General features: G+C 54.9%; 20 protein-coding genes. 9 read left to right on the top strand and 11 right to left on the bottom strand.

Features of this window, described 5'->3' with window-relative positions; all coding sequences use genetic code 11:
• The first annotated feature begins 121 nt into the window (after positions 1 to 121).
• Positions 122 to 1039 (top strand): alpha/beta hydrolase, encoded by a 918-nt coding sequence (locus ACOI6Z_RS24205; protein ID WP_065813265.1) that lies wholly within the window; start codon positions 122 to 124, stop codon positions 1037 to 1039.
• A gap of 10 nt (positions 1040 to 1049) precedes the next feature.
• On the opposite strand, the gene fabY is transcribed toward ACOI6Z_RS24205, so the two are convergent.
• From fabY to typA, 5 genes are all read right to left on the bottom strand, one after another.
• Positions 1050 to 1991 (bottom strand): fatty acid biosynthesis protein FabY, encoded by a 942-nt coding sequence (gene fabY, locus ACOI6Z_RS24200; protein ID WP_004178031.1) that lies wholly within the window; start codon positions 1989 to 1991, stop codon positions 1050 to 1052.
• A 44-nt stretch (positions 1992 to 2035) separates the two neighbouring features.
• A complete protein-coding gene (gene dtd / locus ACOI6Z_RS24195; RefSeq protein ID WP_065813266.1) occupies positions 2036 to 2473 on the bottom strand; it encodes a D-aminoacyl-tRNA deacylase in 438 nt (145 codons plus the stop codon).
• The gene (locus ACOI6Z_RS24190; RefSeq protein WP_004203625.1) at positions 2470 to 3330 is read right to left on the bottom strand and encodes a virulence factor BrkB family protein; all 861 of its coding nucleotides are present in this window, start codon (positions 3328 to 3330) and stop codon (positions 2470 to 2472) included. The genes dtd and ACOI6Z_RS24190 overlap by 4 nt, the downstream gene beginning before the upstream one ends.
• Positions 3324 to 3923, bottom strand: a complete 600-nt coding sequence (gene yihX / locus ACOI6Z_RS24185; protein ID WP_060591344.1) for a glucose-1-phosphatase — start codon at positions 3921 to 3923, stop codon at positions 3324 to 3326. Before yihX ends, ACOI6Z_RS24190 begins: the two co-directional genes overlap by 7 nt.
• Before the next feature lie 135 nt (positions 3924 to 4058).
• On the bottom strand, positions 4059 to 5882 hold the full coding sequence (typA, locus tag ACOI6Z_RS24180; RefSeq protein WP_023291496.1) for a ribosome-dependent GTPase TypA: 1824 nt from the start codon (positions 5880 to 5882) through the stop codon (positions 4059 to 4061).
• A gap of 378 nt (positions 5883 to 6260) precedes the next feature.
• Here typA and glnA point away from each other — a divergent pair, with 378 nt between their 5' ends.
• From glnA to ACOI6Z_RS24160, 4 genes are all read left to right on the top strand, one after another.
• Positions 6261 to 7670: a glutamate--ammonia ligase gene (gene glnA / locus ACOI6Z_RS24175; RefSeq protein WP_004203622.1), complete on the top strand. Its 1410-nt coding sequence runs from the start codon at positions 6261 to 6263 to the stop codon at positions 7668 to 7670.
• Positions 7671 to 7858: 188 nt separating this feature from the next.
• Positions 7859 to 8908: a nitrogen regulation protein NR(II) gene (gene glnL / locus ACOI6Z_RS24170; RefSeq protein ID WP_004203621.1), complete on the top strand. Its 1050-nt coding sequence runs from the start codon at positions 7859 to 7861 to the stop codon at positions 8906 to 8908.
• Between the two features lie 8 nt (positions 8909 to 8916).
• The gene (gene glnG, locus ACOI6Z_RS24165) at positions 8917 to 10326 is read left to right on the top strand and encodes a nitrogen regulation protein NR(I) (protein WP_002882749.1); all 1410 of its coding nucleotides are present in this window, start codon (positions 8917 to 8919) and stop codon (positions 10324 to 10326) included.
• Between the two features lie 110 nt (positions 10327 to 10436).
• Positions 10437 to 10547, top strand: a complete 111-nt coding sequence (locus tag ACOI6Z_RS24160; protein ID WP_004152951.1) for a YshB family small membrane protein — start codon at positions 10437 to 10439, stop codon at positions 10545 to 10547.
• A 35-nt stretch (positions 10548 to 10582) separates the two neighbouring features.
• On the opposite strand, the gene hemN is transcribed toward ACOI6Z_RS24160, so the two are convergent.
• Positions 10583 to 11956 carry an oxygen-independent coproporphyrinogen III oxidase gene (gene hemN, locus ACOI6Z_RS24155; protein WP_050534191.1) on the bottom strand — a complete coding sequence of 458 codons (1374 nt, stop codon included), beginning with the start codon at positions 11954 to 11956 and terminating at the stop codon, positions 10583 to 10585.
• A 188-nt stretch (positions 11957 to 12144) separates the two neighbouring features.
• Positions 12145 to 12651, bottom strand: a complete 507-nt coding sequence (yihI, locus tag ACOI6Z_RS24150; protein WP_002882743.1) for a Der GTPase-activating protein YihI — start codon at positions 12649 to 12651, stop codon at positions 12145 to 12147.
• Between the two features lie 584 nt (positions 12652 to 13235).
• On the opposite strand from yihI, the gene yihA reads away from it, so the two are divergent.
• Positions 13236 to 13871, top strand: a complete 636-nt coding sequence (gene yihA, locus ACOI6Z_RS24145) for a ribosome biogenesis GTP-binding protein YihA/YsxC (RefSeq protein ID WP_023291493.1) — start codon at positions 13236 to 13238, stop codon at positions 13869 to 13871.
• A 360-nt stretch (positions 13872 to 14231) separates the two neighbouring features.
• On the opposite strand, the gene polA is transcribed toward yihA, so the two are convergent.
• Positions 14232 to 17024, bottom strand: coding sequence for a DNA polymerase I (polA, locus tag ACOI6Z_RS24140; RefSeq protein ID WP_065813268.1), 2793 nt, complete (start codon positions 17022 to 17024; stop codon positions 14232 to 14234).
• 396 nt (positions 17025 to 17420) lie between these two features.
• Here polA and ACOI6Z_RS24135 point away from each other — a divergent pair, with 396 nt between their 5' ends.
• On the top strand, positions 17421 to 18329 hold the full coding sequence (locus ACOI6Z_RS24135) for an acyltransferase (protein WP_023291491.1): 909 nt from the start codon (positions 17421 to 17423) through the stop codon (positions 18327 to 18329).
• A 39-nt stretch (positions 18330 to 18368) separates the two neighbouring features.
• On the opposite strand, the gene dsbA is transcribed toward ACOI6Z_RS24135, so the two are convergent.
• The 3 genes from dsbA to ACOI6Z_RS24120 form a co-directional block, all read right to left on the bottom strand.
• The gene (dsbA, locus tag ACOI6Z_RS24130; RefSeq protein ID WP_004203613.1) at positions 18369 to 18992 is read right to left on the bottom strand and encodes a thiol:disulfide interchange protein DsbA; all 624 of its coding nucleotides are present in this window, start codon (positions 18990 to 18992) and stop codon (positions 18369 to 18371) included.
• A 27-nt stretch (positions 18993 to 19019) separates the two neighbouring features.
• Positions 19020 to 20006 (bottom strand): serine/threonine protein kinase, encoded by a 987-nt coding sequence (locus ACOI6Z_RS24125; protein WP_023291490.1) that lies wholly within the window; start codon positions 20004 to 20006, stop codon positions 19020 to 19022.
• A 75-nt stretch (positions 20007 to 20081) separates the two neighbouring features.
• Positions 20082 to 20351, bottom strand: a complete 270-nt coding sequence (locus ACOI6Z_RS24120) for a YihD family protein (protein WP_002882612.1) — start codon at positions 20349 to 20351, stop codon at positions 20082 to 20084.
• Between the two features lie 71 nt (positions 20352 to 20422).
• Here ACOI6Z_RS24120 and mobA point away from each other — a divergent pair, with 71 nt between their 5' ends.
• Together mobA and mobB are read left to right on the top strand one after the other, a co-directional pair.
• Positions 20423 to 21004 (top strand): molybdenum cofactor guanylyltransferase MobA, encoded by a 582-nt coding sequence (gene mobA / locus ACOI6Z_RS24115; RefSeq protein WP_023291489.1) that lies wholly within the window; start codon positions 20423 to 20425, stop codon positions 21002 to 21004.
• Positions 21001 to 21507 carry a molybdopterin-guanine dinucleotide biosynthesis protein MobB gene (mobB, locus tag ACOI6Z_RS24110; protein WP_065813269.1) on the top strand — a complete coding sequence of 169 codons (507 nt, stop codon included), beginning with the start codon at positions 21001 to 21003 and terminating at the stop codon, positions 21505 to 21507. Before mobA ends, mobB begins: the two co-directional genes overlap by 4 nt.
• The last annotated feature ends 143 nt before the right edge of the window (positions 21508 to 21650 follow it).

Raw genomic sequence — 21650 nt, 5'->3', positions numbered from 1 at the left:
CCGGCGTACACGCATTTTTGCGAGCCGCTTTCCAGAACGTAAAGGCGATCTCATCAAGTCTGTCTTTTCGCCATAACCCAGGCTATAACACTGGATATTAAAACAGTATAAGGAACTTCACATGGCGCTGGAAAAAGGGATTGCTTCGCTGGTTGAGGCGTTTATTGCGGCAGAGCGTCCGTCATCACGCGAGCAACATATTGATGATCGGAGAGCCGGCTATATCGCCAGCGCGGTGCTCGCCGGGGAGATGGAAACGAGAGTGCGGGTGGTGGATATCACGCTGGAGGGGATGAACTTCCGCATCGTTTCACCGCCCACCGCCAGCGGCTTGTTGCCGACACTTATCTACTACCACGGCGGCTGTTTTGTCAGCGGCGGCTTTGCCACCCACGACAATCAGCTCCGTCAGCTAGCCTGGTTCAGCGGCTGCCGGGTGATCGCCGTGCAGTACCGCCTGGCGCCGGAGCATACCTTTCCGGCGGCGCACGATGACGCAGAACAAGGTGTCGTGATTATCCACCGACACGCGGAGCAGCTTGGCGTTGACGCATCACGCATCACCCTGGCTGGCGACAGCGCCGGCGGGCACCTCGCTCTGGTAACGGCCCTGCGCCTGAAAGCGAATACGGCGTGGCAACCCGCGCAACTGATTCTGATTTATCCCATGCTTGACCCCACCGCCAGCATGGCGAGCTACGTCAGCAACGGCGCTGACTATGTGATTACCCGGGACACGCTGCTGAGCGGCTATGAAATGTACCTCGCCTCGACGCCGGCGAACCATCCGGATGCCAGTCCGCTCTGGCGCGACGATTTTCACGGTTTGCCGCCGGTGCATATTCTGACGGCGGAGTTCGATCCTTTACGCGACGAGGGCGAAGCGCTGCATCGAAGGCTGATGGCGCAAGGGGTGGAGAGTTCCTGTCAGCGCTATCTGGGGGTGATCCACGGCTTCTTTCAGCTGGGGGGGATCAGCCGCGCCGCGCGAGAGGCCATGCGGGATATCGCCTGGCGCGTAGCATCGCCAGGACGATAACCGCCCGGGGCTACTCTTCCTCGTTGCCGCCCTCTTCGTAAGAGCCAAAGGGCTTCGCCGGCAGCACGATGTAGATCCCCTCGAATACGGCGCCCTGTTTATCGTCGCCAAAAAGCTCCACCTGCATTTGCACGCGGGCTTTACGCCCACGCGCCAGACGGTCAAGATCGCCGCTCAGAGAACCGAGGTCGGCAATGGCGCTGGGGCGGCCGCTAATGGGCTGACTGTAGCGGATGTGCGCATCCGCCAGAATGATGGTGCCCCCCAGGTGCCGCTCGCGCAGCATCAGCCAGATAAGCCCCCATCCGGTTAAGGTGGCGAGCGAGAACAAGCTGCCGGCAAATAGCGTGTGGTGCGGATTCTGATTCCCCGCTTCCGGCATGGTAGTAATAAATTTCTGCCCGGTGTACTGCTGAATGCGCACGCCCATCTTTTCACTCAGCGGGATATGCTGATACCACGCCTGCTGTAGCTGCGCGCACCAGTCGCCGCGGTGGAGAATATCGTCCAGCGACGCGACCGGTTTAATCATCAGGAAATGACGGATCGGCGTGGTGGTCGGGGTAGTAATCTCCCCCTGATTGACAAAGCCGAGCTTGGCGAAAAACTCTACCGCATCTTCGCGAGCGCTACAGGTGACCCGCTTAACCCCTTCCTGACGCGCGACGGACTCGAGGGTCATCGCCATCAGCGTACCCAGCCCTTTATCCTGCACCGAGGGATGAACGGCCATAAAGCGAATGGAAGCTTCATTCTCCGCATTGATATATAGCCGGCCGACGGCCACCAGGTTGCCCTCTTCATCCACCACCATCTGATGATGCGCCATCGCATCCCAGGCGTCACGTTCCGAACCCTTAGGCTGATGCAGCGGCTTACGCAGCATTTCCCAACGGAACTGATAGTAGCTCTCTAACTCTTCTGCTGTTTGCGGTACACGAAGGTGATACATAGTCGTACTCTCTTTTGTTACCCGCAGCCTGCCCGGAAGCTGGGTCATACCTGCAACCAAAAGGTCACGGGACCATCATTGACCAAAGAAACCTGCATATCCGCAGCGAATCTTCCGGTCTGGGTGTTCATTTGCTGCTGGCGACAGCGGGCGACGAAATACTCATACAGCGCCTCAGCGCGGTCCGGAGCAGCGCCTTTCGAGAAGCTCGGCCGCATCCCCCGCTCGGTATCGGCCGCCAGCGTAAATTGCGAAACCACCAGCACGCTGCCGCCCGCCTGCTGAACATTCAGGTTCATTTTCCCCTCCGCATCGCTGAAGATGCGGTAGCCCAGCACGCGCTCGCAGAGGCGATTCGCTTTTTGTTCATCATCGTCTTTTTCGACCCCCAGCAGCACCAGAAGCCCCGGGCCAATTTCGCCCGTCACTTCGTCCGCCACGGTAACGCTTGCACGGGATACGCGTTGAATTAATGCAATCATGGTTGTTCTGTTTCTTCTGTTTTAAGTTTGCGGTATTCACCGAGAGTGACAGTAATTTCAGCGCCAAGCAAGACGATACACCAGGTCCAGTACACCCAGACGAACAAAATCGGCACCACCGAAATCACGCCATAAATGAGCTGATAGGACGGAAAGGTGGTGATATAGAGGGCAAACGCTTTTTTACCTGCCTCGAACAGCAGCGCCGCCACCAGCGCCCCGATCACCGCGTCGCGGTTACGCACCTGGGTGGTGGGTACAATACTGTAGAGCAGCCAGAATGCTGCCCAGGAGAGGATCAGCGGGAAAAGGCGGAGCAGATTATCAATTACGCCGTCCAGGTCGCTTGCCCAGCGCAGCGACAGCAGATAGGAACTGATCGCCAGGCTGGCGCCCGCCAGCAGCGGACCAAGGGTCAGGATCATCCAGTAGACGGCAAAGGAGTAAACTTTGGGCCGGCTGCGCGTGCTGCGCCAGATGGTGTTTAGCGCGCTGTCGATCGAGTACATCAGCAGCAGCGAGGTCACGATCAGGCCAAAGGCGCCTACGGCGGTCATGCGGCTGGAATTGGCGACGAACTGCTCGATATATCCCTGGATCACATCCCCGGTCGCCGGAATAAAATTGGCGAAGATAAAATGGCGGATCTGCACGCTGACTTCGGAGAACATGGGGAAGGCCGCAAACAGCGCGAACACGACGGCAATCAGCGGCACCAGGGACAGTAATGACACATAGGCGAGGTTCCCCGCCAGGGTGGTCATATGGTCTTCATCAATACGCCGCCACAGCAGCTTAAGCCACGCCAGCAGCGGCCGGGTATGGTGGAGTAATTTTTGATGAACGGTTCTTAGCATAGCTGTTTCGCGAAATAGTCAGGGATGGTCTTCTTCCCGGTCACCAGAATACTGGTGATCCCCAACCGGTTAGCCCCTGCTATATTATCGATGTTATCATCAAAAAAGACCGTATCTGCGGCGGAAAAACCCTCTTCTTCCAGTACTCGCTGATAAATTTGCGCTTCAGGCTTACGCATTCCCATCTCCTGAGACAGATAGATGCGATCGGCGGCAGCGCGCACTTCCGGGTATTCATCCGGCCAGAACGTGGTGTGAAGACGATTGGTATTGGAGAGCACCACCACGCGATGGCCCTGGGCACGCAGTTTTTGCATGATCGCAATCACTTCCGGACGCAGCGCGACAAACACCGCCTGCCAGCCGTGAGCAAACTGCTCATAGCTGAGGGACATATTCATTTCATGGCACATGGCGGCGGCAAAATCTTCATCGCTGAGCTCGCCGCGCTCATGCTGATGGAATGCCTCTCCCATGGTGAAATGCTGCTTCAGCGTCGCAAGAGGGATGCGGGTTAAATCGCTCCAGGCCCCCAATACCCGGTTGAAGTCAATGTCGACAATCACATTACCTAAATCAAAGATATAGAGCATTTTCGTCTCCTTCCGCGCCGTGGAAAATTAACTTTAGCGGGAAAGGCAGGATTTGACTATTGGCGTGTGATGCAGGAATCAAAAAAAGAAACCCCGCCGGAGAGGCGGGGTTTTACGAACAACAAGAAGAATAAATTACTCTTCTTTTGCACCGCGCATTGCGCGTTTACGGTCGTTCTCGGTCAGGTGACGTTTACGGATACGGATAGAGGTCGGAGTGACTTCTACCAGTTCGTCGTCATCGATGAACTCCAGAGCCTGCTCCAGGGTCATCTTAACCGGCGGAACCAGAACCGTGGCTTCGTCAGTACCGGACGCACGCATGTTGGTCAGTTTCTTACCGGTCAGGCAGTTTACCGTCAGGTCGTTAGAACGGCTGTGAATACCGATGATCTGGCCTTCGTAAACTTCCGCACCGTGACCGAGGAACAGCTTACCGCGATCCTGCAGACCGAACAGGGCGAACGCTACCGCTTTACCCTGACCGTTGGAGATCAGCACGCCGTTGTTACGCTGGCCCACTTCGCCCGGACGAACGTCGTCGTAGTGGCTGAAGGTGGAGTACAGCAGACCGGTACCGGAGGTCATGGTCATGAACTCTGAACGGAAGCCGATCAGACCGCGGCTTGGGATCACGTAGTCGAGACGTACGCGGCCTTTTCCGTCCGGATTCATGTTTTTCAGGTCGCCTTTACGCTCGCCCAGCGCCTGCATAACAGAACCCTGGTGCTGCTCTTCGACGTCCAGCGTCACGTTCTCGAACGGCTCTTGTTTACGGCCGTCGATTTCACGGAAGATAACTTTCGGACGGGAAACCGCCATCTCGAAACCTTCACGACGCATGTTTTCAATCAGAACGGACAGGTGCAGTTCACCACGGCCGGAAACGCGGAACGCATCAGCGTCTTCGGTTTCTTCAACGCGCAGCGCCACGTTGTGCACCAGCTCTTTGTTCAGGCGGTCCAGAATCTGGCGAGAGGTAACGAACTTACCTTCTTTACCGCAGAACGGAGAGGTGTTGACGTTGAAGAACATGGAAACGGTCGGTTCATCGACGGACAGGGCCGGCAGCGCTTCGACATTCTGCGGGTCGCAGATGGTGTCGGAGATGTTCAGCTCGCCCAGACCGGTGATCGCGATGATGTCGCCAGCTTCAGCTACGTCGCTCTCGATACGCTCAAGACCCAGGTGGGTCAGTACTTTACCGACTTTACCGTTACGGGTTTTGCCTTCGCTATCGATGATAGTGACCTGCTGGTTCGGCTTCACTTTACCGCGTTTGATGCGGCCGATGCCGATGACGCCAACGTAGTTGTTGTAGTCCAGCTGGGAGATCTGCATCTGCAGCGGACCGTCAAGGTCAACGTCCGGCGCCGGCACGCGATCGACAATCGCCTGGTACAGCGGGGTCATGTCTTCAGCCATGTCTTCGTGGTCCAGACCCGCGATACCGTTCAGCGCGGACGCGTAAACGATCGGGAAGTCCAGCTGTTCGTCGGTCGCGTCGAGGTTAACGAACAGGTCGAACACCTGATCGACAACCCAGTCCGGACGCGCGCCCGGGCGGTCAACTTTGTTGATGACCACGATCGGCTTCAGACCGTGGGCAAAAGCTTTTTTGGTCACGAAGCGCGTTTGCGGCATCGGGCCATCAAAGGCATCTACCACCAGCAGCACAGAGTCAACCATGGACATAACACGCTCAACTTCACCTCCGAAGTCGGCGTGCCCTGGGGTATCAACGATGTTGATACGGTAATCATTCCATTTGATTGCGGTGTTTTTCGCGAGGATGGTAATCCCACGCTCTTTCTCCAAATCGTTGGAGTCCATCACACGTTCTTGTGCTTCAGTACGTGCGTCGAACGTACCGGATTGCTGTAGCAGCTTGTCAACCAGGGTAGTTTTACCATGGTCAACGTGCGCGATGATGGCGATATTACGCAGATTTTCGATCACAACTTTGCCTCAGGCATTAGAAATAGCGCGTTATTGTACACGTATTAAGCGAAGGACTGAACAGGATCACAAACATCCTCCGCAAACAAGTATTGCAGAGTTTCTTTGTGACCGCTTTCACGGAGCGATAAAAGGGCACCGTAACAAAAATTGCACCAAAATGGTGCTCAATGTTCACACTGAGGCACTATTTTGGTGCATTATCTCCATCATGGTGCAGTCCTTTTGCACTATGGTGCGCATGATACAGCGTTTTATAGGGCATTTAAAAGTTGGCACAGATTTCGCTTTATATTTTTTAAGGCAACAACGCCACTTTTAAGCAGTATGAAGTTTTCGTTACCACGACGACAATGACCAATCCGGGAGAGTTTAAGTATGTCCGCTGAACACGTTTTGACGATGCTGAACGAGCACGAAGTGAAGTTTGTCGATCTGCGCTTCACCGATACCAAAGGTAAAGAACAGCACGTCACGATTCCGTCTCATCAGGTAAATGCCGAATTCTTCGAAGAAGGCAAAATGTTTGATGGCTCCTCGATTGGTGGCTGGAAAGGTATCAACGAATCTGACATGGTCCTGATGCCGGACGCTTCCACCGCGGTCATTGACCCGTTCTACGAAGAACCGACCCTGATCATCCGCTGCGATATCCTCGAGCCAGGCACCCTGCAGGGCTATGACCGTGACCCGCGCTCCATCGCGAAACGCGCTGAAGAGTACCTGCGCGCCACCGGCATCGCTGACACCGTCCTGTTTGGGCCAGAACCAGAATTCTTCCTGTTCGACGACATCCGTTTCGGCGCCTCTATCTCCGGCTCCCATGTCGCGATCGATGACATCGAAGGTGCGTGGAACTCCTCCACCAAATACGAAGGCGGTAACAAAGGTCACCGTCCGGGCGTGAAAGGGGGTTACTTCCCGGTTCCGCCAGTAGACTCTTCTCAGGATATCCGTTCCACCATGTGTATGATCATGGAAGAGATGGGCCTGGTTGTTGAAGCTCACCACCACGAAGTGGCTACCGCAGGTCAGAACGAAGTGGCAACCCGCTTCAACACCATGACCAAAAAAGCGGACGAAATTCAGATTTACAAATACGTTGTTCACAACGTCGCTCACCGCTTTGGTAAAACCGCGACCTTTATGCCGAAACCGATGTTCGGCGACAACGGCTCCGGCATGCACTGCCATATGTCTCTGGCGAAGAATGGCACCAACCTGTTCTCCGGCGACAAATACGCAGGTCTGTCTGAGCAGGCGCTGTTCTACATCGGCGGCGTAATCAAACACGCTAAAGCCATCAACGCCCTGGCGAACCCGACCACCAACTCCTACAAGCGTCTGGTCCCGGGTTACGAAGCGCCGGTTATGCTGGCTTACTCTGCCCGTAACCGCTCTGCCTCCATCCGTATTCCGGTGGTGACCTCTCCGAAAGCGCGTCGTATCGAAGTGCGCTTCCCGGACCCGGCTGCCAACCCGTACCTGTGCTTTGCGGCGCTGCTGATGGCTGGCCTCGATGGTATCAAGAACAAAATCCATCCGGGCGAAGCAATGGACAAAAACCTGTACGACCTGCCGCCGGAAGAAGCGAAAGAGATCCCGCAGGTTGCCGGTTCTCTGGAAGAAGCCCTGCAGGCCCTGGATGCTGACCGCGAGTTCCTGACAGCTGGCGGCGTATTCACTAATGACGCTATCGATGCTTACATCGCCCTGCGTCTGGAAGAGAACGACCGCGTACGCATGACTCCGCATCCGGTTGAGTTCGAACTGTACTACAGCGTCTAATTTTGCTGTAAATCCAGGGTATGTCGTGTTGTGGCGCGGGATGCCCGGGATATTTTGTTGCCGTGGAAACTTTCAGCCCATCTCAGGATGGGCTTTTTTCTCCACCAACACGCTGATCTCGCGAGCTTTTTACCGATAAAAAGCTATACTGCACTAAATTGGTGCACTCTTTTTCAGGAGACTGTCGAATGGCAACAGGCACACTGCCCGATGCTGGGCAGATCCTTAACTCTCTTATCAACAGTATCTTACTGGTCGATGACGACCTGGCGGTGCACTTTGCCAATCCTGCGGCCCAGCAGCTGCTGGCGCAGAGTTCGCGCAAACTGTTTGGCACCCCGTTACCTGAGCTGTTGAGCTATTTCTCATTGAATATCGGGCTGATGCAGGAGAGTCTGCAGGCGGGCCAGGGTTTTACCGATAACGAAGTGACGCTGGTTATCGATGGCCGCTCGCATATCCTGTCGCTGACCGCCCAGCGGCTGCCGGAAGGCTTTATTCTGCTGGAAATGGCGCCAATGGATAACCAGCGCCGCCTGAGCCAGGAGCAGCTGCAGCACGCGCAGCAGGTCGCCGCCCGCGATCTGGTCCGCGGCCTGGCGCACGAGATTAAAAACCCGTTAGGCGGCCTGCGCGGCGCGGCACAGCTGCTCAGCAAAGCCCTGCCCGACCCGGCGCTAACGGAATATACCAAAGTGATCATCGAGCAGGCCGACCGGCTGAGAAATCTGGTCGATCGCCTGCTCGGGCCACAGCATCCGGGCATGCACGTTACCGAAAGCATCCACAAGGTCGCCGAACGGGTAGTGAAACTGGTCTCGATGGAGTTGCCGGACAACGTGAAGTTGATCCGTGATTACGACCCCAGCCTGCCGGAGCTCCCCCACGACCCAGATCAAATTGAACAGGTGTTGCTGAACATCGTCCGTAATGCGCTGCAGGCGCTGGGGCCGGAAGGGGGCGAAATTGTTCTCCGTACCCGGACCGCTTTCCAGCTGACGCTGCACGGGGTGCGTTATCGCCTCGCCGCCCGTATTGACGTCGAAGATAATGGCCCGGGTATTCCGCCCCAGCTCCAGGATACGTTGTTTTATCCGATGGTCAGCGGCCGCGAAGGCGGTACCGGCCTGGGCTTATCTATCGCCCGCAGCCTTATCGATCAGCACTCCGGCAAAATTGAATTCACCAGCTGGCCGGGTCATACCGAATTTTCGGTATACCTGCCTATTCGGAAGTAGAGGTGTTTATGCAACGAGGGATAGCCTGGATCGTTGATGACGATAGCTCCATCCGCTGGGTGCTTGAACGCGCGCTCACCGGAGCCGGCTTGAGCTGCACAACGTTCGAAAGCGGCAATGAGGTGCTAGATGCCCTCACCACCAAAACCCCGGATGTACTGCTGTCAGATATCCGTATGCCGGGAATGGATGGTCTGGCGCTGCTCAAACAGATTAAGCAGCGTCATCCAATGCTTCCGGTCATCATAATGACCGCGCATTCCGATCTGGACGCCGCGGTCAGCGCTTATCAACAAGGCGCGTTTGATTATCTGCCCAAACCTTTTGATATCGATGAAGCCGTCGCCCTCGTCGACCGGGCGATTAGCCACTATCAGGAGCAGCAGCAGCCGCGAAATGCGCCGATAAGCAGCCCCACCGCCGATATCATTGGCGAGGCGCCGGCCATGCAGGATGTCTTTCGCATTATTGGCCGTCTGTCGCGCTCATCCATCAGCGTGCTGATCAATGGCGAATCCGGTACCGGTAAAGAGCTTGTCGCTCATGCCCTGCATCGTCATAGCCCGCGCTCAAAAGCGCCATTTATCGCGCTGAATATGGCGGCGATCCCCAAGGACCTGATCGAATCGGAACTGTTTGGGCATGAAAAAGGGGCCTTTACCGGCGCCAATACCGTCCGTCAGGGTCGCTTTGAACAGGCTGACGGCGGTACGCTGTTCCTGGATGAAATTGGCGATATGCCGCTGGATGTCCAGACTCGCCTGCTGCGCGTTCTGGCGGATGGCCAGTTTTATCGCGTGGGCGGTTACGCGCCGGTGAAGGTCGATGTGCGGATCATCGCCGCCACCCACCAGAATCTGGAGCAGCGGGTGCAGGAGGGGAAATTCCGTGAAGATTTATTCCACCGCCTGAACGTGATCCGGGTGCATTTGCCGCCGCTGCGCGAGCGTCGGGAAGATATTCCTCGTCTGGCCCGCCATTTTCTGCAGATTGCCGCCCGCGAGCTAGGTGTTGAAGCCAAACAGCTGCATCCGGAAACGGAGACAGCGCTGACCCGCCTGGCGTGGCCGGGCAACGTTCGCCAGCTGGAAAACACCTGTCGCTGGCTCACCGTCATGGCCGCCGGCCAGGAGGTGCTGACGCAGGATCTGCCGAGCGAACTGTTTGAGACCACCATTCCTGATAGCCCGACGCAGATGCAGCCAGACAGCTGGGCGACGCTGCTGGGTCAGTGGGCCGATCGGGCGCTGCGCTCCGGTCATCAAAACCTGCTCTCAGAAGCGCAACCCGAAATGGAACGCACGCTGCTGACAACCGCCCTGCGTCATACTCAAGGACATAAACAGGAGGCTGCGCGCCTGCTGGGATGGGGTCGTAATACCCTGACGCGTAAGCTAAAAGAGTTGGGTATGGAGTAGGGTTTGACGGCGTGATGAAAAATAGCCGATCAGCGCAAAGTGCTGCTATTTTGTACTTTACTGTTCCGATGAGTTGAGTATGATCGTGCCCGGCATTAGGGGAGAGCATCATGTTTGAATCACTGGTGAGTATGATATCGAGCGGCGCCGCTGCGAGTCACACGCCGCAAACGGCAGTCGCTGCCGTGCTGTGCGCTGCGCTGGTCGGGCTGTTCAGCTAATTGTTCCCCCTCTCCTGCGGGAGAGGGGGAAAACATTAAATCACCCGTGAGAACTGCTGCATCCGAGCCTTTTGCCGGAGATAGGCATCAAAGCACATGCAGATGTTGCGGATCAGCAGGCGGCCTTTCGCCGTTACCTGGATAGCCTTACTCTCCACCACCACCAGCCCGTCATGCGCCAGCGGCGCCAGCAGTTTCAGGTCCTCGGCAAAATAAGTCTGAAAATCCACGGCCCACTGCGCTTCGACGGCATCAATATCCAGACGGAAGTTACAGATCAACGCCTTAATCACGTCGCGACGCAAACAGTCGTCACGGGTTAACGCTATCCCGCGCCACAGGGCGTTCCCTTGCTCCGCCACCTGCTGGTAGTACTGCTTCAGCTCTTTTTGGTTCTGAGCGTAGCTGTCGCCAATCATGCTGATCGCAGACACGCCCATCCCCAGCAAATCGGTATCGCCCTGAGTGGTGTAGCCCTGGAAGTTGCGATGCAGTACGCCGTGACGTTGCGCGACCGCTAATTCATCATCAGGACGCGCGAAGTGGTCCATGCCGATAAACTGATAGCCCGCCGCCGTCAGCGAGCCGATGGTCTCCTGGAGGATCTCCAGCTTCTGTTCAGCGGAGGGCAGATCGGCATCTTTAATTTTGCGCTGTGCGGCAAAGAGCGTAGGCAGATGCGCGTAGTTAAACACGCTCAGGCGGTCAGGGTTGAGCTCGGCGACCTTTTGAAGGGTGAAGGCAAAGCTCTCCGGCGTTTGCTTCGGCAGGCCGTAGATGAGGTCGATATTGGTCGAAGTAAATCCAATCTCCCGCGCATGGCGAAGCAAGTCAAAGATGAACGCTTCGTCCTGCTCGCGGTTAACCAGACGCTGAACCTCTTTATTGAAGTCCTGCACGCCCATACTCAGGCGGTTGAAACCCTCAGCGCGTAAATGATCGAGGACATCCAGCTCGATTTCACGCGGATCGACCTCGATAGAGATCTCGGCTTCGGCGCTGAAATGAAAATGGGTACGCAACAGATCCATCAGGCGACTGATTTGCGCCTTATTGAGATAGGTCGGCGTGCCGCCTCCCCAGTGCAGTTGCTTAACCTGACGGTTGGCAAACAGCGGCGCGCGGTGGATGATCTCCTGTTCAAGGAGATCGAGATACTGATCGGCCTTATGCTGCTGGCGGGTGACGATCTTATTGCATCCGCAGAAATAACACAGCTTATGGCAAAACGGGATATGCACATACAGCGACAGGGGGCGCTGTGGGTAACGGGCCACAGCGGCATCGAATTCCGCCGCGCCGAATTGTGGTGAAAACTCCAGCGCGGTGGGATACGAGGTATAACGCGGCCCGGAATAGTTATATTTCTGGATCAGGGCCAGATCCCAGTCGATTATCTGCTCAGACATGCTCACTCCTTCCGATGGTGCCGCCGACGGGTACGCCGTCCCGGCCCCACCGCACCGCGGGTCATGAGCCGGTTGCGCAGCCATTTCTGACGCCGCGACAACCGTCGTAGTTTAACGAATAACCACAGCAGATAACATATAACCAGAAGGGTTATAAGCAGTACCGGGGATCCGATGGGATGCAAATGTTAGTTTCCACCCTTCAGCAGACGCATCATATCTTCCTGACGCTCTTCCTCTTCTTCATCTTCGTCATCGTAAGAGAGGCCGAGCTGCTGCATCAGCTCATCAATACGATCCAGTTTGGCATCCACCCAGCTCTGCTCTTCAGCATTCAGGGTACCGCCCTCTTCCAGACGTTCCAGCAGCGCGTCCAGGCGCTCATCATTCTCCAGCAACTCCAGCTCAGCCTGCGGTGAAAGCATAGGTTTCTCGCTCTTTGGTTTATGCTGCTTGGGAGCTGGAGCGCTGCTTTCGCTCACGCCCAGCGGGATTGGTTTTTTGCTGCCCACGCGCGGATCTTGCGCCTGGCGCTGTTTTTTACCCGCTGAAGCCGCATCGCCGCCGTTCGCGCGACTTCCTGCCGCGTGGCCACGATGTTTCTTCTGCCGTTTGCGATCGCGAGCTTCCTGATTTAACTCTTCACGCGACTTGCGGCCGGATTTGCCACGGGTGGCGGATGTCGGTTTTTTCATGGTGTGTAATCTTCAGACAGTATTATTCAGTATAGAATTGAGGCGGAATCTAGCAGAAAGCAAGCAAAGAAAAAAGGCGACAGATTACTCTGTCGCCTTTTTCCTCACTGACCACCCTTAACGGGCTCTTCTTTCCCTGTTCGCTAACGACTTACCCTGTCTTTCCCTTAGCGTCCAACGGTCCCTGTTTCTTCCTTTTCCCTTTGAAACGTTTCCAAAACGCGTGTCATCCTGACAATCCTGTGGTCTTCGCCTCCTGGCGCTTCCTGACCCCTCGTCCTGAGTCCTCATCCTTTTCAGCATCCTCGCCGTTGTGTATTACTTTACCGTGTTGACAAAAATCGACAACCAGTCTGGCCGTTAAAAATCTACTTTCAGATTCCTCTATTTTTATAATTTATTTAGTTTCATATGGTTATGATTTATTGGCCTTATTTTTCTCAGGCATGTCCTATACGAAGAATAGCCAATGTCTCACAAAGTGCAGGGTTTTTACTTACAGAACCGGCGTGCGGTAAAAACAGCCTTTTTCTGCTGTTCAGGTATAATCCCTGCCATAGCCTGTTTTAACGGAGACGACCGTCTTGACCAACTGGAATTATCAACTGACGCACTTTGTCACCAGCGCGCCAGATATCCGCCATCTTCCTGCCGATACTGGTATTGAAGTGGCATTCGCCGGCCGCTCCAATGCGGGAAAATCCAGCGCACTGAATACGCTGACCAACCAGAAAAGCCTGGCGCGGACCTCCAAAACGCCCGGACGTACACAGCTGATTAACCTGTTCGAAGTTGCCGAAGGCAAACGCCTGGTCGACCTGCCCGGCTATGGTTATGCGCAAGTCCCGGAAGAGATGAAGATCAAGTGGCAGCGCGCGCTGGGAGAATACCTGGAAAAACGTCTGTGCCTGAAGGGCCTGGTGGTTCTGATGGACATTCGCCACCCGCTTAAAGATCTCGATCAGCAGATGATCCAATGGGCGGTAGAAAGCGATATTCAGGTGCTGGTGCTGCTGACCAAAGCCGATAAGCTCGCCAGCGGCGCGCGTAAAGCGCAAGTGAATATGGTGCGTGAAGCGGTACTGGCCTTCAATGGCGATGTCCAGGTTGAACCCTTCTCCTCGCTGAAAAAATCTGGCGTGGATAAGCTGCGACAGAAGCTGGATAGCTGGTTTAACGAAATCCCACCGCAGGAAGAAGAGCGCGCCGCAGACGAGTAATCGTCACGAACAGCCGGATAAGAGCGTACCGCGCCTTATCCGAGTTCCTCTCCAGAATCAAGCACAAGCGTGTCCTGTTCCTTTGCCACTTTTCTTTCGCGCAATAAAAAACGCCCCGGTCATAAATGACCGGGGCGGCTAAAATATTCAGCCAAATCCGATTACGTGAAGTAAAAGGTCTGAAAGATAGAACATCTTACCTCTGTACCCTACGCGAATAACTCTACTCTTCTTTCGCTCACGGATAAAGCATTTTTTGTAGTTTTTTTTCACTATTTACATAGCAAATTCAAATGATCCTCACAAAACTCTATAAGTTATGTTGCTTACTTACAGAAAATCGCGTTGCGCTTTGTATACTTAGTGCGCTTGATCCCAGTTTTCTCCGCTGCCCACTTCCACCAGCAACGGTACCGCCAGCGTAGTGCTGTTCTCCATCAGTTCGTGGATCTTTTTCGATACGGCATCAAGCTCATCTTTATGCACTTCAAAGACCAGTTCATCGTGAACCTGCATGATCATCCGCACGCGAGGCTTCTCGCTGCGCAGCCATTCATCAACGGCAATCATCGCCCGCTTGATGATATCCGCAGCCGTCCCCTGCATCGGGGCGTTAATCGCCGCACGTTCCGCACCGGCGCGACGAGCGCCATTGCTGGACTTGATATCCGGTAAATAGAGTCGACGGCCATCCAGCGTTTCAACATAACCTTGCTCCTTCGCCTGTGCGCGGGTGCGCTCCATATACTCCAGCACGCCCGGATAACGCTCGAAATAAAGATCCATGTACTTCTGCGCTTCTTTACGCGGGATGTTCAGCTGGCGGGCCAGGCCAAAGGCGCTCATGCCATAGATCAGACCGAAGTTGATAGCTTTCGCACTGCGCCGCTGTTCGCTGCTGACGCTGTCCAGCGGTAAGCCAAACACTTCAGCCGCCGTCGCCCGGTGAATATCCTTCCCTTCCGCGAAGGCGGTCAGCAGGCCTTTATCCCGCGACAGGTGCGCCATAATGCGCAGCTCGATTTGCGAGTAGTCCGCCGAGACAATGACGTAATCTTCCGGCGCGATAAACGCCTGGCGAATACGGCGCCCTTCTTCGTTACGCACCGGAATATTTTGCAGGTTTGGATCGGTAGACGACAAACGGCCAGTGGCGGTAACCGCCTGATGATAGGAGGTATGCACGCGGCCCGTTTTGGGGTTAATCATCAGCGGCAGCTTATCGGTATAGGTCGACTTCAGCTTCGCCAGCCCACGGTACTCCAGAATCACCTTCGGCAACGGGTAATCGAGCGCCAGCTCTTCCAGTACCTCTTCAGAGGTTGACGGCGCGCCGCCCGGCGTCTTCTTCAGCGGTTTGATACCCTGTTTTTCAAACAGGATCGTTTGCAGCTGTTTGGTGGAGGAGAGATTAAACGCTTCCCCGGCGATCTCATGCGCCCGCTGCTCCAGCTCAACCAGGCGCTGGGCAATTTCCTGCGAGTGCGCATGCAGCACGGCGGGGTCGATTTTAACGCCATTGCGCTCAACGCGAGACAGCACCGGCACCAGCGGCATTTCAATGTGCTGGAAGATATTCAGCGGACCTTCATGCTGCTGCAGCTTCGGCCACATTTTCAGATGCAACTGAAGCGTGACGTCGGCGTCTTCCGCCGCGTAGCGACCAGCCTCTTCCAGCGCAATCTGGTTAAAGGTGAGCTGATTCTTACCCTTGCCAGCGATCTCTTCGAAGGTAATCGTTTTATGCTTCAGCCAGCGGTCGGAAAGACTGTCCATATCGTGGCGGCCCGCCACGCTGTCGAGAATGTAAGATTCCAGCATGGTATCGAACGCAATCCCGCGCAGCTCAATGTCGTAATTAGCCAAAATGCCGCGATCGTATTTGAGATTTTGCCCAACCTTGAGCAGCTTCTCATCCTCCAGCAGCGGTTTAAGCAGCGCCAGCACGCGCTCACGCGGGATCTGGTCCGGCGCATCAAGGTAATCATGCGCTACCGGGACATAGGCGGCCACGCCCGGCTCAACAGCGAATGAAAGGCCGACCATGTTGGCGGAGATGTTATCCAGGCTGTCGGTTTCCGTATCAAAGGCAAAGAGCGGCGCCTGCTTCAGCTTATCGATCCAGGTGAGCAGCGTGGCCTCATCAAGGATAGTGACATAGTGTTCTGCTGAAAGTGCAGTAGCGGCTTCAACCTCTTCTTCGACTTCTGCTGCTGCTGCGGGCACTGCAGGTTTCGCAGCCGGTTTGCCCCCCTTCGCCTGCAGCCATTTCCCGGCTTCAACGTCGGTGGTCCAGCGCTTAAACTCATACTGTCTGAACAGCGCCAGCAGATCGTCTGCCGCCGGCGGCTGCACCTCAAGCTCTTCACAAGTGAGCTCCAGCTCGACGTCGGTTTTGATGGTCGCCAGCTGATAAGAGAGATAAGCCACCTCCTTGTTCTGCTCCAGCTTCGCCGCCATCGTTTTCGCGCCGCGGAAGCTCAGTTCAGCGATTTTCTCCGGTTCCGCATACAGCGTATCGAGGCCGCCAAGGCCTTGCAGCAGCGCCTGGGCGGTCTTTTCGCCCACACCCGGCACGCCAGGAATGTTATCCGAGGAGTCGCCCATCAGCGCCAGGAAATCAATAATCAGCTCCGGCGGGACGCCGTATTTGGTAACCACCTCATCCGGCCCGAGGATAGTGTTGGTCATGGTATTGATCAGGGTGATCCCCGGCGTCACCAGCTGGGCCATGTCTTTATCGCCGGTACTGATCAGCACCGGACGTCCGGCCCTTTCCGCTTCCCGCGCCAGGGTGCCAATCACATCGTCAGCTTCGACGCCCGGGACCGCCATCAGCGGCAGCCCCATCGCTTTCACCATCTTATGCAACGGCTCAATCTGCGCGCGCAGATCGTCCGGCATCGGCGGGCGATGAGATTTGTAATGTTCGAACAATTCATCACGGAAGGTTTTCCCTTTCGCATCAAAGACCACGACGGCATGAGTCGGTTGATACTGCAGAATCAAACTGCGCAGCATATTCAGTACGCCGTACATAGCCCCGGTGGGCTCCCCTGCGCTGTTAGTCAGCGGCGGAAACGCATGATACGCCCGATAAAGATAGGAGGAGCCGTCAACGAGGATGAGAGGGTTTTCTGGGATCTGAACCATAATTTCCGTGCCTGTTTATCAGATTATGGATAAAGGATGCCACAGACGGGCATGAAATCCTGAATTTTTCCCGCATTTCGCGGAAAAGATTCAACGATCGTCGCGATCGCGCGACAACTTAGCTTGTGGATAACTTTGTGCATAGTTTTACAACGTCAGCTTATCCGCCCCGGGAAATAAATGAATAAATAGTATTAATCACTATTTATCAATCACTTAAAAACAGATCAACGATCCAGGCATTAATTTGATGACCTAATCTTCCATGTGGATAGAAGATCCTTGTTTTTTTCTGTTCTGGTAAGACCCGTCATTTGCCGCGTTTTCTGGTAAAATCAGCCCCTTGCGCAGCTTAAAGGCGCTCTTTGTCAGCCTAACTTTCTGAATAAACTAACTATGTCGAGATTACTCGCTGCGATAACACTTCCGCTGAGTATCGCCTTAACCATCTTAGTCACCGTTATCTGCTCTGTACCGATCATCGTCGCCGGGCTGATTAAACTGCTGGTCCCCATTCCAGCGGTATGGCGCTCTATATCCGTTTTTTGCAATTTTATGATGTACTGCTGGTGCGAAGGGCTGGCGCTGCTGTTGCATCTCAATCCCTGGCTAAAATGGGACGTCCAGGGTCTGGAAGGCCTGAACAAAAAGAACTGGTATCTGCTGATCAGCAACCACCACAGCTGGGCAGATATCGTGGTGCTGTGCGTACTGTTCCGCAAGCATATTCCGATGAATAAGTACTTCCTTAAACAACAGCTGGCGTGGGTACCGTTCATCGGTCTCGCCTGCTGGGCGCTGGATATGCCTTTTATGCGCCGCTATTCGCGTAGCTATCTTATTCGTCACCCGGAACGCCGTGGTAAAGATGTCGAAACCACCCGCCGTTCATGTGAGAAATTCCGCTCACATCCGACGACTATCGTCAATTTCGTGGAAGGCTCGCGTTTTACCGACGCAAAAAAGCGCGAGACGCGCTCCCCTTACCACAATCTTTTACCACCGAAAGCGGCAGGTATTGCCATGGCGCTCAATGTTCTCGGTTCGCAGTTCGATAAACTGCTGAACGTTACGCTGTGCTACCCGGAAAATAATGCAAGGCCGTTTTACGACATGTTAAGCGGCCGACTGACGCGCATTGTGGTTCGTATCAATCTGGTACCGATTGGCGAGGAGCTACACGGCGATTACGTCAACGATAAGAACTTTAAGCGTGGCTTCCAGCGCTGGCTGAATGGGCTGTGGGAAGAGAAAGACCGTCAGTTAACTGACATCATGCGGGACAAAGAAAGGACGCCACGGTAAAACAGATAGAGTAACGCCGGTCAGTGACCGGCGTTTTTTTTATTTCTTCTCAACCAGCTGCTTCACGGTATCCGCATACTGAGCGACGAAGACATCCATATTGCTGGTGTCCATCCCCTGCGGGTTCAGCTGGTACTTACCATTGACGTACATAGCCGGTACCCCCTGCAGCTGCAGATCGGCTGCCGCTTTCTCCTGCTGAGCGACCAGAGATTTCACCACGAAGCTGTTCCATGCGGCATCGTAGTCTTCCCCTTTCACGCCAGCGTCGACGAACACTTTACGAATGTCAGCCAGGCTCTGCACGGTCTGGTTTTTCTGCACCGCTTCGAACATCGGCGCCGTAATTTTATCTTCAACGCCCAGCGCGATGGCAACAGCCCATGCCTGCGTCAGCTCCTTGCCCAGCGGCCCCAGGAACTCGACGTGGTATTTGGTCATTTTGGTGCCTTCTGGCAGTTTCTGGCGCACGCTGTCAGAGACATGCAGCACTTCTTCAAACTGATAGCAGTGCGGGCAGTAGAATGAAAAGAACTCAAGCACCTGTGGCTCGCCAGCAACCGGCTTATCAAGGGTGATGTACTGCTTGCCGTCGGTGATCTGGGCAGCGGATGCACTAAAAGCCAGAATCATACCAGCCAGCGCCAGCCAAACTTTTTTCATGATTTACTCTCTCCTGGATATATCACATTAATACATTGGCGTTAACTGAAGCGGGGGTTCCTGTAGAACCTTCACCTGCTCGAGAAAAGTAGACGTCTGCCCTCGCCAGTAATCCTCCCCGGTTAACCAGGGGAAATTAACCGGGAAAGCCGGATCGTCCCAGCGTCTGAGCAACCACGCCAGATAATAAACCAGTCGCATGGCGCGTAAAGGTTCAATAAGCGCGATTTCATCGCTGTTAAAGGGGCTGAATTCCTCATAGGCCTCGACGATGGTCTCCAGCTGCATACGCTGTTCAGCCTTATCGCCATTGAGCAGCATCCACAGATCCTGAATCGCCGGGCCGGTTCGCGCATCGTCTAAGTCAACAAACAGCGGCCCATCGCGCCAGAGGATATTGCCTGCATGGCAGTCACCATGCAGGCGCAAAGTAGTCCCGCCGCCGTGCCATTGGGTCATGACGGCAGCGATGAGTTTATCGGTCGCCTTCAGGAAATCGGCCTTCAGGCCTGACGGGATAAGCGTCGACTGTTCAAATACCTGGCGCGGTTCCAGCAGATACTCCTGCACGCCAATCTCCGGACGCACAGAAAAGCGCTGTTTGCGCCCGGTCTGGTGCAGGCGCCCAAGATAACGGCCAACCCACTCCATCTGATCAAGGTTATCCGCCTCGAACTGTCGGCCGCCAAGGCTTGGGAAAACGGCAAAATAAAATCCCTGATGCTGATGAAGCGTACTGTCGTTAAATAACAGCGGCGCAGCAACAGGCACTTCATCTTCTACAAGCTGAAGCGCAAACTGGTGTTCTTCAAGGATCTGCGCTGCCGACCAGCGCTCAGGACGATAGAACTTCACCACATAGCGATGACGCTCTTCGTCCTGGAACTGATAAACGCGGTTCTCATAGCTGTTCAGCGGGGTAAGACCGGAGTCCACCCGCATACCCAGATCGAATAATCCATCGATAATGGTATCCGGGCGAAGCGTCTGAAAAGTAAAAGCCTTATCGTGCATCCTGACATCCGATAATCGTACGAATAGTTCAGGATATCATCTCATTGCGCTTTACGCGGCAGCGCTTACAACCTTTTACTCTTTTATTACGCCGCGGGCGCGCAACAGCGCGGTTTTAAAGTCCTCTTCATAATCCTTCTGAATACCCGGGATGACAGCATCTTTTGAAGAGTCACGCATCTTCAGGTGATAGATCAGAATATCGTCGGAAAGATCGCTCAGTTCGCCATCATAGCCGGCCTCTTTCGCCAGCTTCTGCAAAAATTGCATCAGGTTCAGTTCAGGCTCTTTCTGCCAGGCGGGCTGGAGGAGTTCAATTACTTCATTCAGACGTTTACATTTCATGGTCATGCTCCTTACTCTTGATAGGGACAAGTTAACAGGGTCAATCCCACAATGAAAGAGGCGATATTCATATGCAAAGCGAGGCGATAACCGGCGTCGTGCTGGCGGGCGGCAGGGCCACGCGAATGGGCGGCATTGATAAAGGATTACAGTTGCTCAATGGACGTCCTCTCTGGCGACACGTCGCGGAGGCATTAGCTCCGCAGGTAGATGAGTTAGTGATTAGCGCCAACCGTCACCTTACGCAGTGGCAAGCCAGTGGATATCCGGTGTTTCGTGATACGCAGGCGGGGTACCCGGGTCCTTTAGCCGGTATGCTTGCTGTGATGCAGCAGGTCGCGAGTCCATGGTTTGTTTTTTGCCCCTGCGACACGCCCTTCATTCCGTCATTTTTAGTTGAGCGCTTTATCCAGCAAAAAAGCGCTGCGCCGGTGGTTTGGGCCCATGACGGCGAACGGGATCATCCCGCCGTTGCGCTGGCGCATCGGCAAATTATTCCGCATCTGGAGGCCTATCTTGCTAGCGGCGAACGCCGGGTAATGGTGTTCATGCGCCAGATGGGCGGCCATCCGGTTAGCTTCAGCGAGGTAAAATCGGCTTTTATGAATGTGAATACGCTCGAGGATTTGCAACGTATGCAGGAGCCATCATGATCCCGCTATTAGCGATTGCCGCCTGGAGCGGTACAGGGAAAACGACATTATTAAAGTGTCTCATTCCTGAGCTGTGCGCTCAAGGATTACGCCCTGGTCTGATCAAGCATACCCATCATGATATGGACGTGGATAAGCCGGGCAAAGATAGCTATGAATTGCGCAAGGCGGGCGCTGCGCAAACCATTGTCGCCAGCGAACAGCGGTGGGCGCTGATGACCGAAACACCCGAGAAGCCGGAATTAGATCTCACATGGCTGGTCAGTCGAATGGATGCCAGCAGACTGGACCTTGTTTTGGTCGAGGGTTTCAAGCATGAAGCAGTGCCTAAGATCCTGCTTTTTCGGCAAAACAGCGGCCATCGTGTGGAAGAGTTAACGATGGATGATCATACCATCGCCGTGGCCAGCGATGTATCGATCGCGACCTCACTTCCGCTGTTGGATTTAAATAATATTCCGCAGATTGCGACATTTATTGTCGGCTGGTTAGCGAAGCAGTAGCAGAACTTCAGGCGATATTTTTCCCTGAGTCAGTGCTGCTTAGCTTGTCCGCGACACAGGGGCGTAGCCCCATGTCAGATCCGTAGCCCCGGTAAGCGCAGCGCCACCGGGGGAAGCATGTCGGCACCCTCGCCGGAGGACAA

The organism is Klebsiella sp. C239, assembly GCF_048822715.1.
Classification (GTDB): domain Bacteria; phylum Pseudomonadota; class Gammaproteobacteria; order Enterobacterales; family Enterobacteriaceae; genus Klebsiella; species Klebsiella quasipneumoniae.
This window is presented reverse-complemented; position numbering and strand designations above follow the sequence as displayed.